This is a genomic window from Nesterenkonia maliinae, assembly GCF_051262655.1.
GTDB lineage: Bacteria > Actinomycetota > Actinomycetes > Actinomycetales > Micrococcaceae > Nesterenkonia.
The window spans coordinates 542,143-555,578 of the sequence record NZ_JBIMEY010000001.1; the positions used below are offsets into that span (position 1 = coordinate 542,143).

General features: G+C 69.6%; 12 protein-coding genes. 3 read left to right on the forward strand and 9 right to left on the reverse strand.

Annotation, left to right across the window (positions count from 1 at the left end; genetic code table 11):
- Positions 1-115: 115 nt before the first annotated feature.
- Together ACHAA4_RS02530 and leuS are read right to left on the reverse strand one after the other, a co-directional pair.
- Entirely contained in the window at positions 116-1,117 is a 1,002-nt protein-coding gene (locus ACHAA4_RS02530) for a DegV family protein (protein WP_435772614.1), read from the reverse strand.
- On the reverse strand, positions 1,117-3,669 hold the full coding sequence (gene leuS / locus ACHAA4_RS02535) for a leucine--tRNA ligase (protein WP_435772615.1): 2,553 nt from the start codon (positions 3,667-3,669) through the stop codon (positions 1,117-1,119). The genes ACHAA4_RS02530 and leuS overlap by 1 nt, the downstream gene beginning before the upstream one ends.
- Before the next feature lie 77 nt (positions 3,670-3,746).
- Between leuS and ACHAA4_RS02540 the strand changes: the two genes are divergently transcribed.
- On the forward strand, positions 3,747-4,856 hold the full coding sequence (locus ACHAA4_RS02540) for an alpha/beta fold hydrolase (protein ID WP_435772616.1): 1,110 nt from the start codon (positions 3,747-3,749) through the stop codon (positions 4,854-4,856).
- Between the two features lie 7 nt (positions 4,857-4,863).
- Here ACHAA4_RS02540 and ACHAA4_RS02545 read toward each other — a convergent pair whose 3' ends face one another.
- A complete protein-coding gene (locus ACHAA4_RS02545) occupies positions 4,864-6,882 on the reverse strand; it encodes a primosomal protein N' family DNA-binding protein (RefSeq protein ID WP_435772617.1) in 2,019 nt (672 codons plus the stop codon).
- An 86-nt stretch (positions 6,883-6,968) separates the two neighbouring features.
- On the opposite strand from ACHAA4_RS02545, the gene ACHAA4_RS02550 reads away from it, so the two are divergent.
- A complete protein-coding gene (locus ACHAA4_RS02550) occupies positions 6,969-7,673 on the forward strand; it encodes a TVP38/TMEM64 family protein (protein ID WP_435772618.1) in 705 nt (234 codons plus the stop codon).
- 51 nt (positions 7,674-7,724) lie between these two features.
- Here ACHAA4_RS02550 and ACHAA4_RS02555 read toward each other — a convergent pair whose 3' ends face one another.
- Positions 7,725-8,630: an EamA family transporter gene (locus ACHAA4_RS02555; protein WP_435772619.1), complete on the reverse strand. Its 906-nt coding sequence runs from the start codon at positions 8,628-8,630 to the stop codon at positions 7,725-7,727.
- A 68-nt stretch (positions 8,631-8,698) separates the two neighbouring features.
- On the opposite strand from ACHAA4_RS02555, the gene ACHAA4_RS02560 reads away from it, so the two are divergent.
- Positions 8,699-9,550, forward strand: a complete 852-nt coding sequence (locus ACHAA4_RS02560) for a LysR family transcriptional regulator (RefSeq protein WP_435772620.1) — start codon at positions 8,699-8,701, stop codon at positions 9,548-9,550.
- A gap of 8 nt (positions 9,551-9,558) precedes the next feature.
- Here ACHAA4_RS02560 and metK read toward each other — a convergent pair whose 3' ends face one another.
- The 5 genes from metK to mihF form a co-directional block, all read right to left on the reverse strand.
- Positions 9,559-10,776, reverse strand: a complete 1,218-nt coding sequence (gene metK, locus ACHAA4_RS02565) for a methionine adenosyltransferase (protein WP_435772621.1) — start codon at positions 10,774-10,776, stop codon at positions 9,559-9,561.
- Positions 10,777-10,820: 44 nt separating this feature from the next.
- Positions 10,821-12,092: a bifunctional phosphopantothenoylcysteine decarboxylase/phosphopantothenate--cysteine ligase CoaBC gene (gene coaBC, locus ACHAA4_RS02570; RefSeq protein ID WP_435772622.1), complete on the reverse strand. Its 1,272-nt coding sequence runs from the start codon at positions 12,090-12,092 to the stop codon at positions 10,821-10,823.
- Between the two features lie 121 nt (positions 12,093-12,213).
- Entirely contained in the window at positions 12,214-12,477 is a 264-nt protein-coding gene (gene rpoZ / locus ACHAA4_RS02575; protein WP_036476028.1) for a DNA-directed RNA polymerase subunit omega, read from the reverse strand.
- Complete coding sequence (gmk, locus tag ACHAA4_RS02580; protein WP_435772623.1) at positions 12,474-13,079, reverse strand: guanylate kinase; 606 nt, start codon at positions 13,077-13,079, stop codon at positions 12,474-12,476. The genes rpoZ and gmk overlap by 4 nt, the downstream gene beginning before the upstream one ends.
- Before the next feature lie 26 nt (positions 13,080-13,105).
- On the reverse strand, positions 13,106-13,426 hold the full coding sequence (mihF, locus tag ACHAA4_RS02585) for an integration host factor, actinobacterial type (RefSeq protein WP_106122745.1): 321 nt from the start codon (positions 13,424-13,426) through the stop codon (positions 13,106-13,108).
- Positions 13,427-13,436 lie beyond the last annotated feature (10 nt).

Consider the following 13,436-nt stretch of genomic DNA (forward strand, 5'->3'; position numbering starts at 1 on the left):
GCGCGAAAGGGGGCCGGGCTGTGCGCAGACCGCTGCGGCGCCGTCGTCGGACCGGCGTTGGGGAAAACCTGTCCGAGTGAACAGCTCCGGGTGGGGCGTCAGGAAGGGTGGAGTCTCAGGGATCGGCAGGGAGGGCGGGGTTCAGTGACACCGCGAGGGCGCCGAGGCCCAGATGCGCGCCCAGGACGGGGGGAAGATCCACCACCGGCACCGGGGAGGCGGAGAGCGGAGTCAGCGCCTCGGCGAGCTCCAGGGCCTGGGCGGGGTTGCCGAACCCGTGCACCGCGAGCCGCGGAGCGTCCATCGCGTGCGCCTGCTGCGCCACCCGTGCCTGGAGCCGTTCCAGCGCGCGCGGCATGGTGCGGGGTCGCTCCACGGGCTGGATCTCGCCGTCGACGAGCTGCAGCAGCGGCTTGACCCAGAGCAGCCCACCGATCAGCGTGGACATCGCGTTGATCCGGCCGCCGCGGCGCAGCTGATCGAGGTTGGGCAGCACGAACACTGATTCTGCGGCGTGGGCGCTGCGTGTGGCGGCCTCGGCCACCGCCTCCAAGGTGCCGCCGAGCTGGGCGGTGATCGCCGCGTCGATCACGGCGTGTCCGAGTCCCAGGCCGGCCTGGCGGGAGTCGACGACGGTCACCGGGAAGTCCAGCTGGCCCGCGGCCAACCGGGCAGCCTCCACGGTGCCGGAGAGCTTCGCGGAGAGGTGGATGGACACCACTCCGGCGTATCCCTGATCCTGCAGCGCCTGATAGGAGTTCAGCAGCCGCCCCGGAGACGGGCGTGAGGTCCGCACCGGATCCCCCTGCGCCAGTGCCAGCGGCAGGTCCCGGTCAAGCTCTTCGCTGGTCTCCGGATAGATCTGCTCTCCGATCATCACCGGGAGCGGCACCGAGATGATGTTCGCCCCTACAGGACCCAGCAGCACCTCCTGGGTGCCGCGGTCCACCGGAAGCGAGCAGGAGGAATCGGTGACGACCGCGATGCGTCCCTTCTTGCGGCGCAGATTGGGCTTGCGCCCCGGCGCTGCGGCCCGCCGCGCCAGCAGGTCGGCCTCGATGGCGCCGCGCCATCGGACCAGACTCTGCTGGCTGCGTTCCGCAGGCCGGGGGTTCATCAGCCCGTCACGACATTGACCAGCTTCGGTGCGCGCACGATGACCTTGCGCACCCCGCCGCCTTCGGCGATGTAGCGCTGGATCCGTGGCAGCGCGAGCGCCTGTGCCTCGAGCTCGGCCTCGGTGATGTCCGCGGCGACCTCGAGCTTGTCGCGCAGCTTGCCCTTCACCTGGACCACCGCGGTGACGGTGTCCTGGACCAACAGTGATTCATCCACGGCCGGCCAGGCTGAGTTCGCCACCGAGGGCTCGTGGCCGAGCATCGCCCACATGTCCTCCGCGGTGTAGGGCGCGACCAGGGAGAGGATCTGCGCGGTGACCTCCGCAGCCTCGCGCACTGCCGGATCGGCAGCGCCGGCGCCGGAGTCGATCTCCTTGCGGGCGGCGTTGACAAGCTCCATGGTGCGGGCGATCACGACGTTGAACTTCTTGTCCTCGACCAGCTGGGCCGCGTCCTGGATCGTCCGGTGGGTGACCGCGCGCAGCGCCTGGGCCCCATTCACAGGATCAATGCCGGCATCGGAGCTGACATCCTGTGCAAGTCGCCAGGCGCGGGCCAGGAACTTCGCCGAACCCGAGGGCGAGACGTCGGCCCAGTCCACGTCGTCCTCCGGTGGGGAGGCGAAGACCATGGTCAGCCGGACCGCGTCGACCCCGTAGATGTCGAGCTGCTCGCCGAGGTTCACCCCGTTGCCCAAGGACTTCGACATGGCCTTGCCCCCGTTGAGGACCTGACCCTGGTTCAGCAGCGCCTTGAACGGCTCGGTGAAGTTCACCAGGCCCAGGTCGAAGAGCACCTTGGTGAAGAACCGGGAGTAGAGCAGGTGCAGGATGGCGTGCTCGACGCCGCCCACGTACTGGTCCACCGGCAGCCATTTGTTGATCTCTTCGCTGGGGAAGATCTCTGCGTCGTTGTTGGGGTCGATATAGCGCAGGTAGTACCAGGAGGAGTCCACGAAGGTGTCCATGGTGTCGGTGTCCCGGGTGGCGGCGCCCCCGCAGGACGGGCACTCCACGTTGACCCAGTCGGTTGCTCCGGCCAGAGGGGACTTGCCCTTGGGCGCGAGCTGCTCGCCGCGCATCCCGGTGGGCAGCTTCACCGGCAGCTGGTCCTCAGGCACCGGGACCTCGCCGCAGTCGGCGCAGTGGATGATCGGGATCGGAGCGCCCCAGAAGCGCTGCCGGGAGAGCAGCCAGTCGCGCAGCCGGTAGTTGACCTTCGCCTCGCCCACGGTCTTCTCCGCGAGCACCTCGATGGCGCGCGCGATCGCGGCGTCCTTGCTCAGCCCTTCCCAGGCCGGGGAGTTGATCGCGTTGCCCTCACCGGCGGTGGCGACGCCGGTCTCGGCCGGGTCCTCTTCGCCGGTGTCGACCACCACACGGACCTTGAGGCCCATGGTGCGGGCGAATTCCAGGTCGCGCTGGTCGTGGGCGGGCACGCCCATGACCGCGCCGGTGCCGTAGTCCGCGAGCACGTAGTCCGAGGCCCACAGCGGGAGCTCCTCGCCGGTGACCGGGTGGATCGCATGGCGCCCCAGGAAGACGCCTGTGCGGTCCCGCTCGGCGGACTGCCGCTCGATGTCGGAGACGCTGCCCAGGGCGGCCCGGTAGGCCTCCAGCTCGGCGCGCTTCTCCTCGGTGACCAGCTCCATCGCCAGGTCCGCGTCGGCGGCGACCACCATGAAGGTGACTCCGTAGAGCGTGTCGGGGCGAGTGGTGAAGACCTCGACCGGCGGGTGTTCGGGCGCGCCCTGTGCGGCGGGGATCTCGAAGCGCACCGAGGCGCCGGTGGAGCGGCCGATCCAGTTGCGCTGCATGGAGAGCACCCGGTCAGGCCAGTGCCCCTTGAGCTCCTCCATATCCTCGAGGAGCCGGTCGGCGTAGTCGGTGATCTTGAAGTACCACTGGTTCAGCGACTTCTTGATCACCGCGGTGCCGCAGCGTTCGCAGGCGCCGTCGACGACCTGCTCGTTGGCGAGCACGGTCTGGTCCTTCGGGCACCAGTTGACCGGTGAGTCTTTCTTATACGCCAGGCCCTTGTTGTAGAACTGCAGGAACAGCCACTGGGTCCAGCGGTAGTAGGACTCATCCGAGGTGTGCAGCCGGCGGGTCCAGTCGGTGCTGATCCCATAGCGCTTGAACGAGGCCGCCTGGGTCTCGATGTTGGCGTAGGTCCAGTCCGCGGGGTGGGCGTCGTTCTTGATCGCCGCGTTCTCCGCGGGCAGCCCGAAGGAGTCCCAGCCGATCGGGTGCAGCACGTTGTAGCCGCGCAGCCGGGCGTACCGGGCGGGGATGTCCCCGATGGCGAAGGCCTCGGCGTGACCCATGTGCAGGTCACCGGAGGGGTACGGGAACATGTCCAGCACGTACTTCTTCTCCCGGGTGTCCGCCGGATCCACCACGAAGGTGCCCTGTTCCTCCCAGAGGGGCAGCCAGCGGGCCTCCATCTCCTGGAAGGAGTACTGCTTCTTCTCACCCTGGGAGTCAGCCGCAGGGCTGCTGGGCGGAGTCGCAGGGGTATCGGCTGCAGCGGTTTCGCTCGCGTGGCTCACCTGGGGGGCACCTCGTCGTCGTCGGGTCGTATCTTGGACCCCGCCAGTCTAATTGAGTTCACCGGTAGGCTTGGCCAGTGAGCCGCACGTGGACCGAGCACCCCGCTCGAACAGGAATCAGACGAGACGTCCCGCTGGACTTCGCCGCCCCGGAGGCCTCGGGAGACTCCAGGACCGGCACCGGGCGGAGCACGCGGTTCACCGCTGGATCGGACACCCAGACCGACGACGACGGCGCAACCCGGCTGAGCACCACAGCGGCGGTCTGGCACTACCCCGCCCAGGCGCCGGCGCCCACCGCGGCCCCCTCGTCGCGGGGTCCGGCACGTCGGCTGCTGCTGATCCATGGCTTCCGCGGGGACCACCACGGGATGGCGCTGATCGTGGACGCGCTGCCGGAGTTCGAGGTCTTCGTCCCGGATCTCCCCGGCTTCGGCGCCACCCCGCCGCTGCAGCGCAGCTCTGCTCGCTCTGCCGGGCACGGTCCTGCGGAGCACACTCTGGCGACCTATGCGGCCAGCGTGGAGGCCCTGGCCGCGGCCTTGGAGCTGGGGCCGGCTGACGTGCTGGTGGGCCATTCCTTCGGGTCGATCGTGGTCGCGGCGCATGGCGCGCAGTCCGACTCAGGAGCCAGCGCCAGCGAGTCAAACGCCGCCGCCCAGACGCGGAAGCCGCGACGGTGGGCCGGGCTCGCGCTGTTCGCCCCGATCAGCAACGACATCTTCACCGGGAGCCTGCTGCCCGGGGCGGCCGCCGTGGACCTCTACTACCGATCCAGCCAGTGGCTGCCCGCCCGGTGGGCACAGGCGCTGCTGCGCTCTCCGCTGGCGCAGGCGGTCACCAACGCCTCGATGATCGTCACCCGTGTGCCGGAGCAGGTGGCGTACATCCGGGATCAGCACCGCCGGCATTTCAGCGGCTACGCCGATCCGCAGACCCTGCTGCAGGCCTACTGGGCCTCGAGTCGGCACACCGTCACCGAGTTCGCGCAGCAGCTCGATCTTCCGGTGCTGCTGGTGCCGGGGGCGAAGGACCAGCTGAGCACCCCGGAGGGACAGCGGCGACTGCACCGGATGCTCCCGCAGGCGCACTCCGAGGTCCTGCGCGACACCGGACACCTGCTGCACTACGAGAAGCCGGCCCAGGCCGCCCGCGCGCTGCGGCGATTCGTCGCAACGCTGGACTGATCCACTATCAGAACTGCAGGCTCGCGATGTCGTCCATAGCGATCCGCAGGCCTCGGCCGCCGCGCGCGGCCCCCGGCGGCGCCGCGCTGTGGGTGCGCCGGATCCGGCGGATCTCCGTGACCACGGCCGCGGCCTCGGCGTAGCCGAAGAACAACAGGTAGCGGTGCCGTCCGTCGTCCAGCGCGGCCGGTCCGATCCAGGCGCGGCCCTCCGGCAGCTGCACCTGGGCGAGGAAGGCCTCGGCCTCGGCGGGGTCACCGGTGAGGCTTAGCATGCGTTGGGCCGGCGGCAGTCCCAGCTCCAGCCGGTTGTAGAGCTCAAGGCGGGCATAGCCCACCGGATCCCAGCGCACCATGGTGGCGGTGAGCTCCTCGGCGTCGGCGGTGATGACCACGGTGCCGCCCTCGTCCTTGTGCGGACGCACCAGGGAGGCGGCACGGAACCAGCGGGAGAGCACCTGGCGCGGCACGTCCAGGCCCTCCCGGCTGAGCTGGGTGTCTCCATCGAGCAGCAGCGCCGCGGCATACCCGGTCTCCGCCACCGGCTCGACCCCGGGAGTGCTGACCACCAGGGCCGGCTCCTGGCCCACCTCGGGGATCGGGTGATCCGATGTCGAGGAGATCACCGGGGTGTTCGGGAACGCGCGACCGAGCTCCTGGGCGGTGCGGTCGGCGCCGCGGGTACCGGCCCGGAAGGTGGTCGAGCCGCATTCGGCGCAGCGGTGATTGCGGTGGTGCAGCCCGCACCAGCGGCACTTCAGCGTCCGGGACTGACCATGGTGGGCCGGCAGGCTCAACGGTCCGTGACACTGCGGGCACTGCTGGCGGCTCCGGCAGCGCTCACAGAGCACCGCCGGGATGAACCCGCTGCGCGCGACCTGGATCAACACCGGTCCGTGCTGCAGCCCGTCCCGGGCAGCCTTGTACGCCGCCGCGGGAAGTCGGGCCTGTCGGAACGCGGGTTCGCGCTCCTGCTCATAGGAGTCTGCGGTGGCGATCATCCGGGGAGCGGCGCGGCGGCGCTCCTCCCGCTCGGGTGCGGTCTCGGCGAGCCAGCCGCGCTCGACCAGCCGCTGCACCTCCAGGCTGCGGGAGGTGGAGAGCATCACCAGCTCTGCGCCGGTCTGCACCGTGCGCAGCAGCGCCACCTCCCGGACGTGGTGATACGGCGCTCGGGGGGCGGCATGGGTCTGCTCGCCGTCTTCGAAGACCATCAGCAGCCGCAGCCGCGCCACCGGGGCGAAGATCGCAGAGCGGGTCCCCACAGCGACCCGGGCCTGGCCGTAGCGCAGATCCAGGAAGGACCGGTAGCGCGCGGAGGGGCCCATCTCGGCGGTCAGCTGGACCGCGATCCCGCTGCCCAGGGTGCCGGTGAGGACCTGCATCAGCGTCTCCACGTCGCGCTGGTCGGGCACCACGACGACGGCGTCTCCCTCCCCTGCCAGGCACTCCTGCACCCGCTCCAGCACCTGATGGGTCCAGGACTGCGAGCCATAGGACTTCAAGGCGAGCGCGGCGCTGCGCCGACGGGGATTCTCGGGGTCGAGCTCGGCGGTGGGGGCCCGCAGACCGGCGTACTCCTTCTCCACCCGGGCGGCGCGCGGCGGGATCGCGGCGCGCAGCACATCGGCGGTGACCCCTGCGCCGCGTTCTGCGACCTGCTGGGCAAGGCTGAGGATGTCCTCGGAGAGCACCGGCAGGGCGGTCACGAGCTTCGTGATGAGGGAAAGCCGCGAGGCGGTGGAGGGCTCCTGCTTGCGACGCAGGACATAACCGGTCATCTCCCGCCCGGAGAACCGCAGCTTCACCCGGCACCCGGGCACGATCTTCTCAGCGAGATCGATCGGCACCACATAGTCGAAGGGGCGATCGAGATGTGGCACGGCGGATTCCAGCAGCACCTCTGCCACCGGGAGGTCATCGGTGGCCCCGGCGGGAAGCTGCGGCGCGGGCTGTGGGGCGAGAGAGTCCAGCAGGGCAGGCTGGTTCGCGTGCTGCCCCGCTGCTGGTGCTGGGTCCTGCGCCACGCTGATCCACCCCCTTGCCGTGATTCCTGCTGCCCTGCGATCGTATCTCTCACCATGGACACATACCGATGCGGAGAGTTGAGCCGATGAGCCACAAAGCCCTCGGTCCCGCGTGGGGCTCCTTCATCCGCAACGCGCTGCTCGTCGCGGTGCTCGCGGGCATGATCTACGCCGCCTTCAATCTGCGGCTTCCCCCGCTGGACGAGCTGCAGCAACGCATCGAGGACTTCGGCTGGGCGGGCTGGATGGTGTTCATCGGGGTCTACGCGGTCGTGGCGATGACCCCGATCCCGGTGACCATCATGGCGGTCAGCGGCGGACTGATCTTCGGCACGCTTGAGGGGAGCGTGCTCTCGGTCGTCGGGGTGCTCATCGGCTGCTTCGCCGCCTACCACCTGGCGCGGTTCCTCGGCACGCGGGCGGTGCGCAGACTGCTGGGATCTCACGCCGAGAAGGTCGAGGCACATCTGGAGGGCGCTGGCTTCGAGGCAGTCTGTGCCCTGCGGCTCACCCCGGGCGTCCCCTACTGGCCGGTGAACTACGGCAGCGGCGCCTTCGGCGTGACTCAGCGCGACTTCGTCGTGGCCAGCGTCATCTCGACCGTGCCCGGACAGGTGGCCCTGGTGGCGCTGGGCGCCTTCATCGCAGACCAGACCATCCTCAACGGCGTCGTGATCGGCGTGTCCTGGGCCGTGGTGGTGGCGATGACGATCTGGGCCTACCGCAGCTGGCGCGGCACCTCCAACCATCGGCTCCCTGGGGCCGGGACCGCTGCCGGATCCTCGACCTGAACCTGACCCTGAACCTGGATCCGGACCTGGACCTGAGCTTCATCCCGCCGGTCAGCGCACGGCGGCGCCGTCGGCCTGGAGATCGATCGTCCGGGGTCGCACCCGAGCCCCTCCCGCCAGTGTGAGCGCGTTGCTGCCCACCACCAGCACCACACCGGTCCAGCCGAGCAGGTCGATGTCCTCACGCAGGAACACCGCCCCCACCACCGCGGCGAAGAGCGGGTTCAACGACATTCCGAGCCCGAACACCAGCGGAGTGATGTGCCGCAGCACGATGAGGTCCAAGGCATACGGCACCGCGGTGGCGAGCACCCCGGCGGCGGCCGCATAGAGGAAGGCCTCGGGTGGAAGTGTGACCTCCCACAGGATGACCACTGCTACCGGGACCATCGCGGCCGAGGAGAGCAGCGTGGCGACTGCCGTGCCCTGCACGCCGGGCACACGCTCCCCCACCAGCCGGTTGGTGAGGATGTATCCGGCCCAGCAGAGTGCGGCCGCCGCGGCCAGCCCCAGTCCCAGCAGGTCGCTGGTGGGGCCCGGAGTGGTCAGCAGCACCACCCCCGCCAGCGCCAGCAGGGCACAGAGCAGGTCCCGGGCGCGCCGGGAGGACAGCAGCGCCACCGCCAGCGGACCGAGGAACTCGATGGTCACGGCCGTGCCGAGGCCGATCCGGTCCACCGCGGAGTAGAGCGCCGTGTTCATGCCGGCGAAGAAGAACGCCAGCAGCCCGACGGCCCACCACTGGCCCGCGCTGAACCGCCAGAAACGCGGGCGGGCGATCGCGCACAGCACCACGCTGGCGACCACCTGCCGCGCCGCCACCACCCCGACCGGAGTGAAGGTGGAGAAGGCCAGAGACCCGATGGCGGCGCCGGACTGGGTGCTCAGCGCGCTGGCCGAGATCACGGCCATTCCTCGTCCCGGACGCCCGGCGAGGGGCGATGCTGATCTGCTCATGGGACGAGTCTCGACCCGACCATGACATGCGCAAAATGCATAGCCAAGGAGTGCTATACGCTTGGCGTATGGCATGGGAGCTTCGACATATCCGCACACTGGTGGCGATCGCCGAGGGCGGCAGCCTGACTGACGCCGCGATCAGCCTGGGCGTCTCCCAGGCGCAGGTCTCCCGGACCCTGAAGGCGCTGGAGCAGGCCTGGGGCGTGAACCTCGTGCGTCGGGGCTCCCGTGAGGCGGCGCTGACCGCGCAGGGGCGACAGGCCGTGCGCCGGGGGCGTCATCTGCTGATGCTGGCAGAACAGCTGGAGGCCGACTCCCGGGGCTTGGAGCGGCTGCGTCTGGGCTACGCCTGGGCAGCGGTCGGCCGGCACACACAGGCGCTGCAGCGCACCTGGGCCGAGCAGCAGTCGCAGGTGGCGCTGTCGCTGGTCCGAGGCTCCGGACCCCTGGCGGGGCTGGCGGAGGGTCTCGTGGATGTCGCGATCGTGCGCACCCCACCTCCACCGGGGCGCTTCGACTCAGCGCTGGTGGGCGTGGAGCGTCGGGTCGCCGGCTTTCCCGCGGAGGACCAGTGGGCGGCTCGCCGTCGGATTCGGATGGCCGACTTCGCGGGGCGCCCGCTGCTGGTCGACACCCGGGCCGGGACCACCACACCGGCCCTGTGGCCGGAGGCTCAGCGCCCGGAATTCGCCGCAGAGGTCGACAGCGTCGACGCCTGGCTGGACGCGATCACTGCGGGGGTCGGCATCGGGGTCAGCGCAGAGGCCACGGCACATCAGCACCAGCGCGCCGGCGTGCTCTACCGCGTGATCTCCGACGCCCCTCCCGTGGAGGTGCGGCTGGTGTGGCACCGAGGTGAACACAGCGACGCGATCGCGGCGCTGCAGCGACTCTTGACCGAGCTCTACGCGCGCTGAGAAGCGGGTCAGGCGTTGAAGAAGGACTTCAGCTGCTCGACCCGGTCCAGGCGCTCCCACGGGAAGTTCTCCCCGTCGCGGCCGAAGTGCCCGTTCTTGGAGGTCTCGCGGTAGATCGGACGCAGCAGGTCGAGATCTTCGATGATGCCCAGCGGGCGCAGGTCGAAGACCGCGTCGATGGCGGCGGAGATCTGCGCCGGGTCCACCTTCTCGGTGCCGAAGGTCTCCACATAGATGCCCACCGGGTGGGCGCGTCCGATTGCGTAGGCGATCTGGATCTCGGCGCGGTCGGCCAGTCCTGCGGCGACCACGTTCTTGGCCACCCAGCGCATCGCGTAGGCGGCGGAGCGGTCCACCTTCGAGGGATCCTTGCCGGAGAAGGCGCCGCCGCCGTGGCGGGAGAAGCCGCCGTAGGTGTCGACGATGATCTTGCGTCCGGTCAGTCCGGCGTCGCCCACAGGCCCGCCGACCACGAAGGGGCCCGAGGGGTTGATGATCTCGGAGAGTGAGGCCAGGTCGAGCCCGGTGTGCTCCAGCACCGGAGCGATCACCTGCGCGCTGATCTCGCGCTGGAGCTGCTCCTGGGAGATCTCTGCGGTGTGCTGTGTGGAGACCACCACGGTGTCGAGGCTGACCGGGCGGTCGCCGTCGTATCCGATGGTGACCTGGGTCTTGCCGTCCGGGCGCAGGTACGCCAGCTGGCCGTCCTGACGGACCTTGGTCAGCTGCGCAGAGAGCTGGTGGGCCAGCGAGATGGCGCTGGGCATGTAGGACGGGGTCTCATTGGTGGCGTAGCCGAACATGATGCCCTGGTCGCCGGCGCCCTGGGCGTCACGGCGGTCCTCGGCGCCCCCGCGGGCCTCCATGGAGTTGAAGACTCCGGCGAAGATCTCGGGGGACTGCTGGCCGATGGAGATCGAGACGCCGCAGCGGGCGCCGTCGAACCCGTTGGCGGAGGAGTCGTAGCCGATGTCCAACAACGTGTTGCGCACGATCTGCGGGATCTCCACGTAGCCGGAGGTGGTGACCTCACCGGCCACATGGACCAGTCCGGTCGTGGTCAGCGTCTCCACTGCCACCCGGGAGTTCTTGTCCTCGGCGAGCAGCGCGTCGAGGATCGCGTCGGAGATCTGGTCACAGATCTTGTCCGGGTGACCGATCGTCACGGACTCGGAGCTGAAGAGGCGCAGCGAGGACCCAGCCGCGGAGGTGTTGGAATTCGTCACTCGGTCATCCTACGGCAGGCCGATCCGGTCCTGACCAGCGTGCTTCACACGACGTAAGCGGCGGCGGCGGTGATGATCGCCTCGGCGGCCTCGTGCTTGGTCCCACGCAGGGTCCTCACCGTGGAGTCGGAGCCGCTGAGCCTCGGTGCGGTGAGGATGTGGATCTCGGTCTCGTCGCGTCCGAAGACCAGCGTCTCCCCCACCTGGTTGAGCACCAGCAGGTCGCAGCCCTTGCGCAGCAGCTTGGCCTGAGCCAGCTCCAGCGGGTCGGCCTCGGCGCTGCCGGTCTCCGCGGCGAAGCCGACGATGACGCTGGGCCCGGTTCCGGTCGTCCCGCGGTGCTGGACCGTCTCGGCGAGGATGTCAGGGTTGCGCTCCAGGGTGATGACGGGGTTCTCTCCGTCCTCGGTCTTCTTGATCTTCTGCGCGGCGTAGCTGGCGGGCCGGAAGTCGGCGACGGCAGCGGCCATGATGAGCAGGTCGGCCTCCGGTGCGGCGCGCTGGACGGCGGCCTGCAGCTCGGCGGCGGTCTCGATGTGCTCCACGGTGATGGTCGCGGCGTGCTCCGGGGCCTGGACGTCCATGATCCCGGCGATCAGGTGCACCTGGGCGCCGGCGGCGGCGGAGGCCTCGGCCAGGGCCATGCCCTGCTTGCCGGAGGAGCGGTTGCCGAGGTAGCGCACCGGGTCCAGGGGTTCGCGGGTGCCGCCGGCGGTGATGACCACGGTGCGGCCCTGCAGCTGTCCGGAGAAGGCGGCCCCGGGCGCGCCCTGGTCACCGTCGGCGGAGAGCTCGGCGATCAGCTCGGTGACCCGGGCGAAGATCTGCTCGGGCTCGGGGAGCCGTCCGGGTCCGGTGTCCTTGCCGGTGAGCCGGCCGACGGCGGGTTCCATGACCTCGACGCCGCGGCTGCGCAGCGCGGCGACGTTCTCGGTCGTGGCCGCGCTGTTCCACATCTCGGTGTGCATCGCTGGGACCAGCAGCACCGGTGCCTCGGTGGCCAGCAGCGTGGTGGTCAGCAGGTCATCGGCCATGCCGGCGCGGGCCCGGGCCAGAAGATCGGCGGTGGCGGGGGCGACGACGATCAGGTCGGCCTCCTGGCCGAGCCGCACGTGGCGGACCTCGTCGACGCCGGAGAACACCGAGGTGGTGACCGGGCGGCCGCTGATCGCCTCCCAGGTGGCGCGTCCGACGAACTTCTCCGACGCGGGGGTCGGGATCACATCGACCTGGTGGCCGGCCTCTCGCATGAGTCGCAGGAGGAGGACCGCCTTATAGGCGGCGATGCCGGCACTGACTCCAAGAACGATGCGCATCCGCCCAGATTACCCCGCAGGCACTCTTGAGGATGACTGCGGGGTCGTGCTGATCGACCGGCGGCACCGGTCAGCAGCGATGGCTGATCAACAGAACCGCCTGATCAGCAGCGACGCCTGATCAGGAGGCGGGGTTGACCGCGGGGTGGTTGACCAGCAGGTCCTCGTTGATCTCGCGCAGCGCGATGGACATCGACTTCTCGTTGAGCTTGGTGTCCACCAGCGGTCCGACGTATTCGAAGAGGCCCTCGTGCAGCTGAGCGTAGTACGCGTTGATCTGGCGAGCGCGCTTCGAGGCGAAGAGGACCAGCGAGTACTTCGAGGCGCTCTTCTCCAGGAGGGAGTCGATCGACGGGTAGATGATGCCTTCGGTCTGCTCAGTCACTTGGGGAGTTGTCCTTCAGATTGGGGTGATGCATAGGTGAAGCCCATGCGTGCTACAAGTTCGGCTGCGGCGCGATCGAGCTCGTCGTTGATGATCGAGACATCGAATTCCTGCTCTGCAGCAAGCTCTATCTTAGCCGTTTCCAGCCTGCGCCGCTGTTCCTCCTCGGATTCGGTGCCGCGACCGACCAGTCGGGAGACCAGGTCCTCCCAGGACGGCGGGGCCAGGAACACGAACTGCGCCTCGGGCATGCTGGCTCTGACCTGGCGGGCTCCCTGCAGATCGATCTCCAGCAGGACCAGCTTCCCGGCCTTCAGAGCGGCATCCACGGTGGAGCGCAGGGTGCCGTAGCGGTGCTTGCCGTGCACGGTGGCCCACTCCAGGAACTCGCCGTGCTCGACGAGCTCGTCGAAGCGCGCGGGGTCGATGAAGTGATAGTCGACACCGTCCACCTCACTGGGGCGCGGGGCGCGGGTGGTCGCCGAGACCGAGAAGTGCACCTCCGGATAATGGGTGCGGATGAATCGGCTCAGCGTCGACTTGCCGACGGAGGTCGGTCCGGCGAGCACGGTGACGGCGGGACTGCCGGGGACTGCTGACAATGCACTGGCTCCTTGGGCTGAGATGGTCAGCCCAATTCTGCCAGATACTCCTTCAAGGCTCGTCGCTGCTTGACCCCGAGTCCGCCGAGCCTGCGATTCACGGAGATCCCCAGGTCCTCCAGCGCCTTGGTGGCGGTCACGCGACCGACGCCGGGCAGGGACTCCAGCAGCTCCAGCGTCTTGAGCCGGGCCACTGCTTCGGAGCTGGACGCGCGTTTGAGGACGTCGTCGAAGCTGATGCCCCCGTTGCCGAACTCCTTCTTCAGCTGGGCCCGCTCGACTCGGGCGGCCAGCGCCTTGCGCCGGGCGGTGTCCCGCTCTTCTTTGGTCAGTTCTCGCAGTGCCACGATTCTCCCC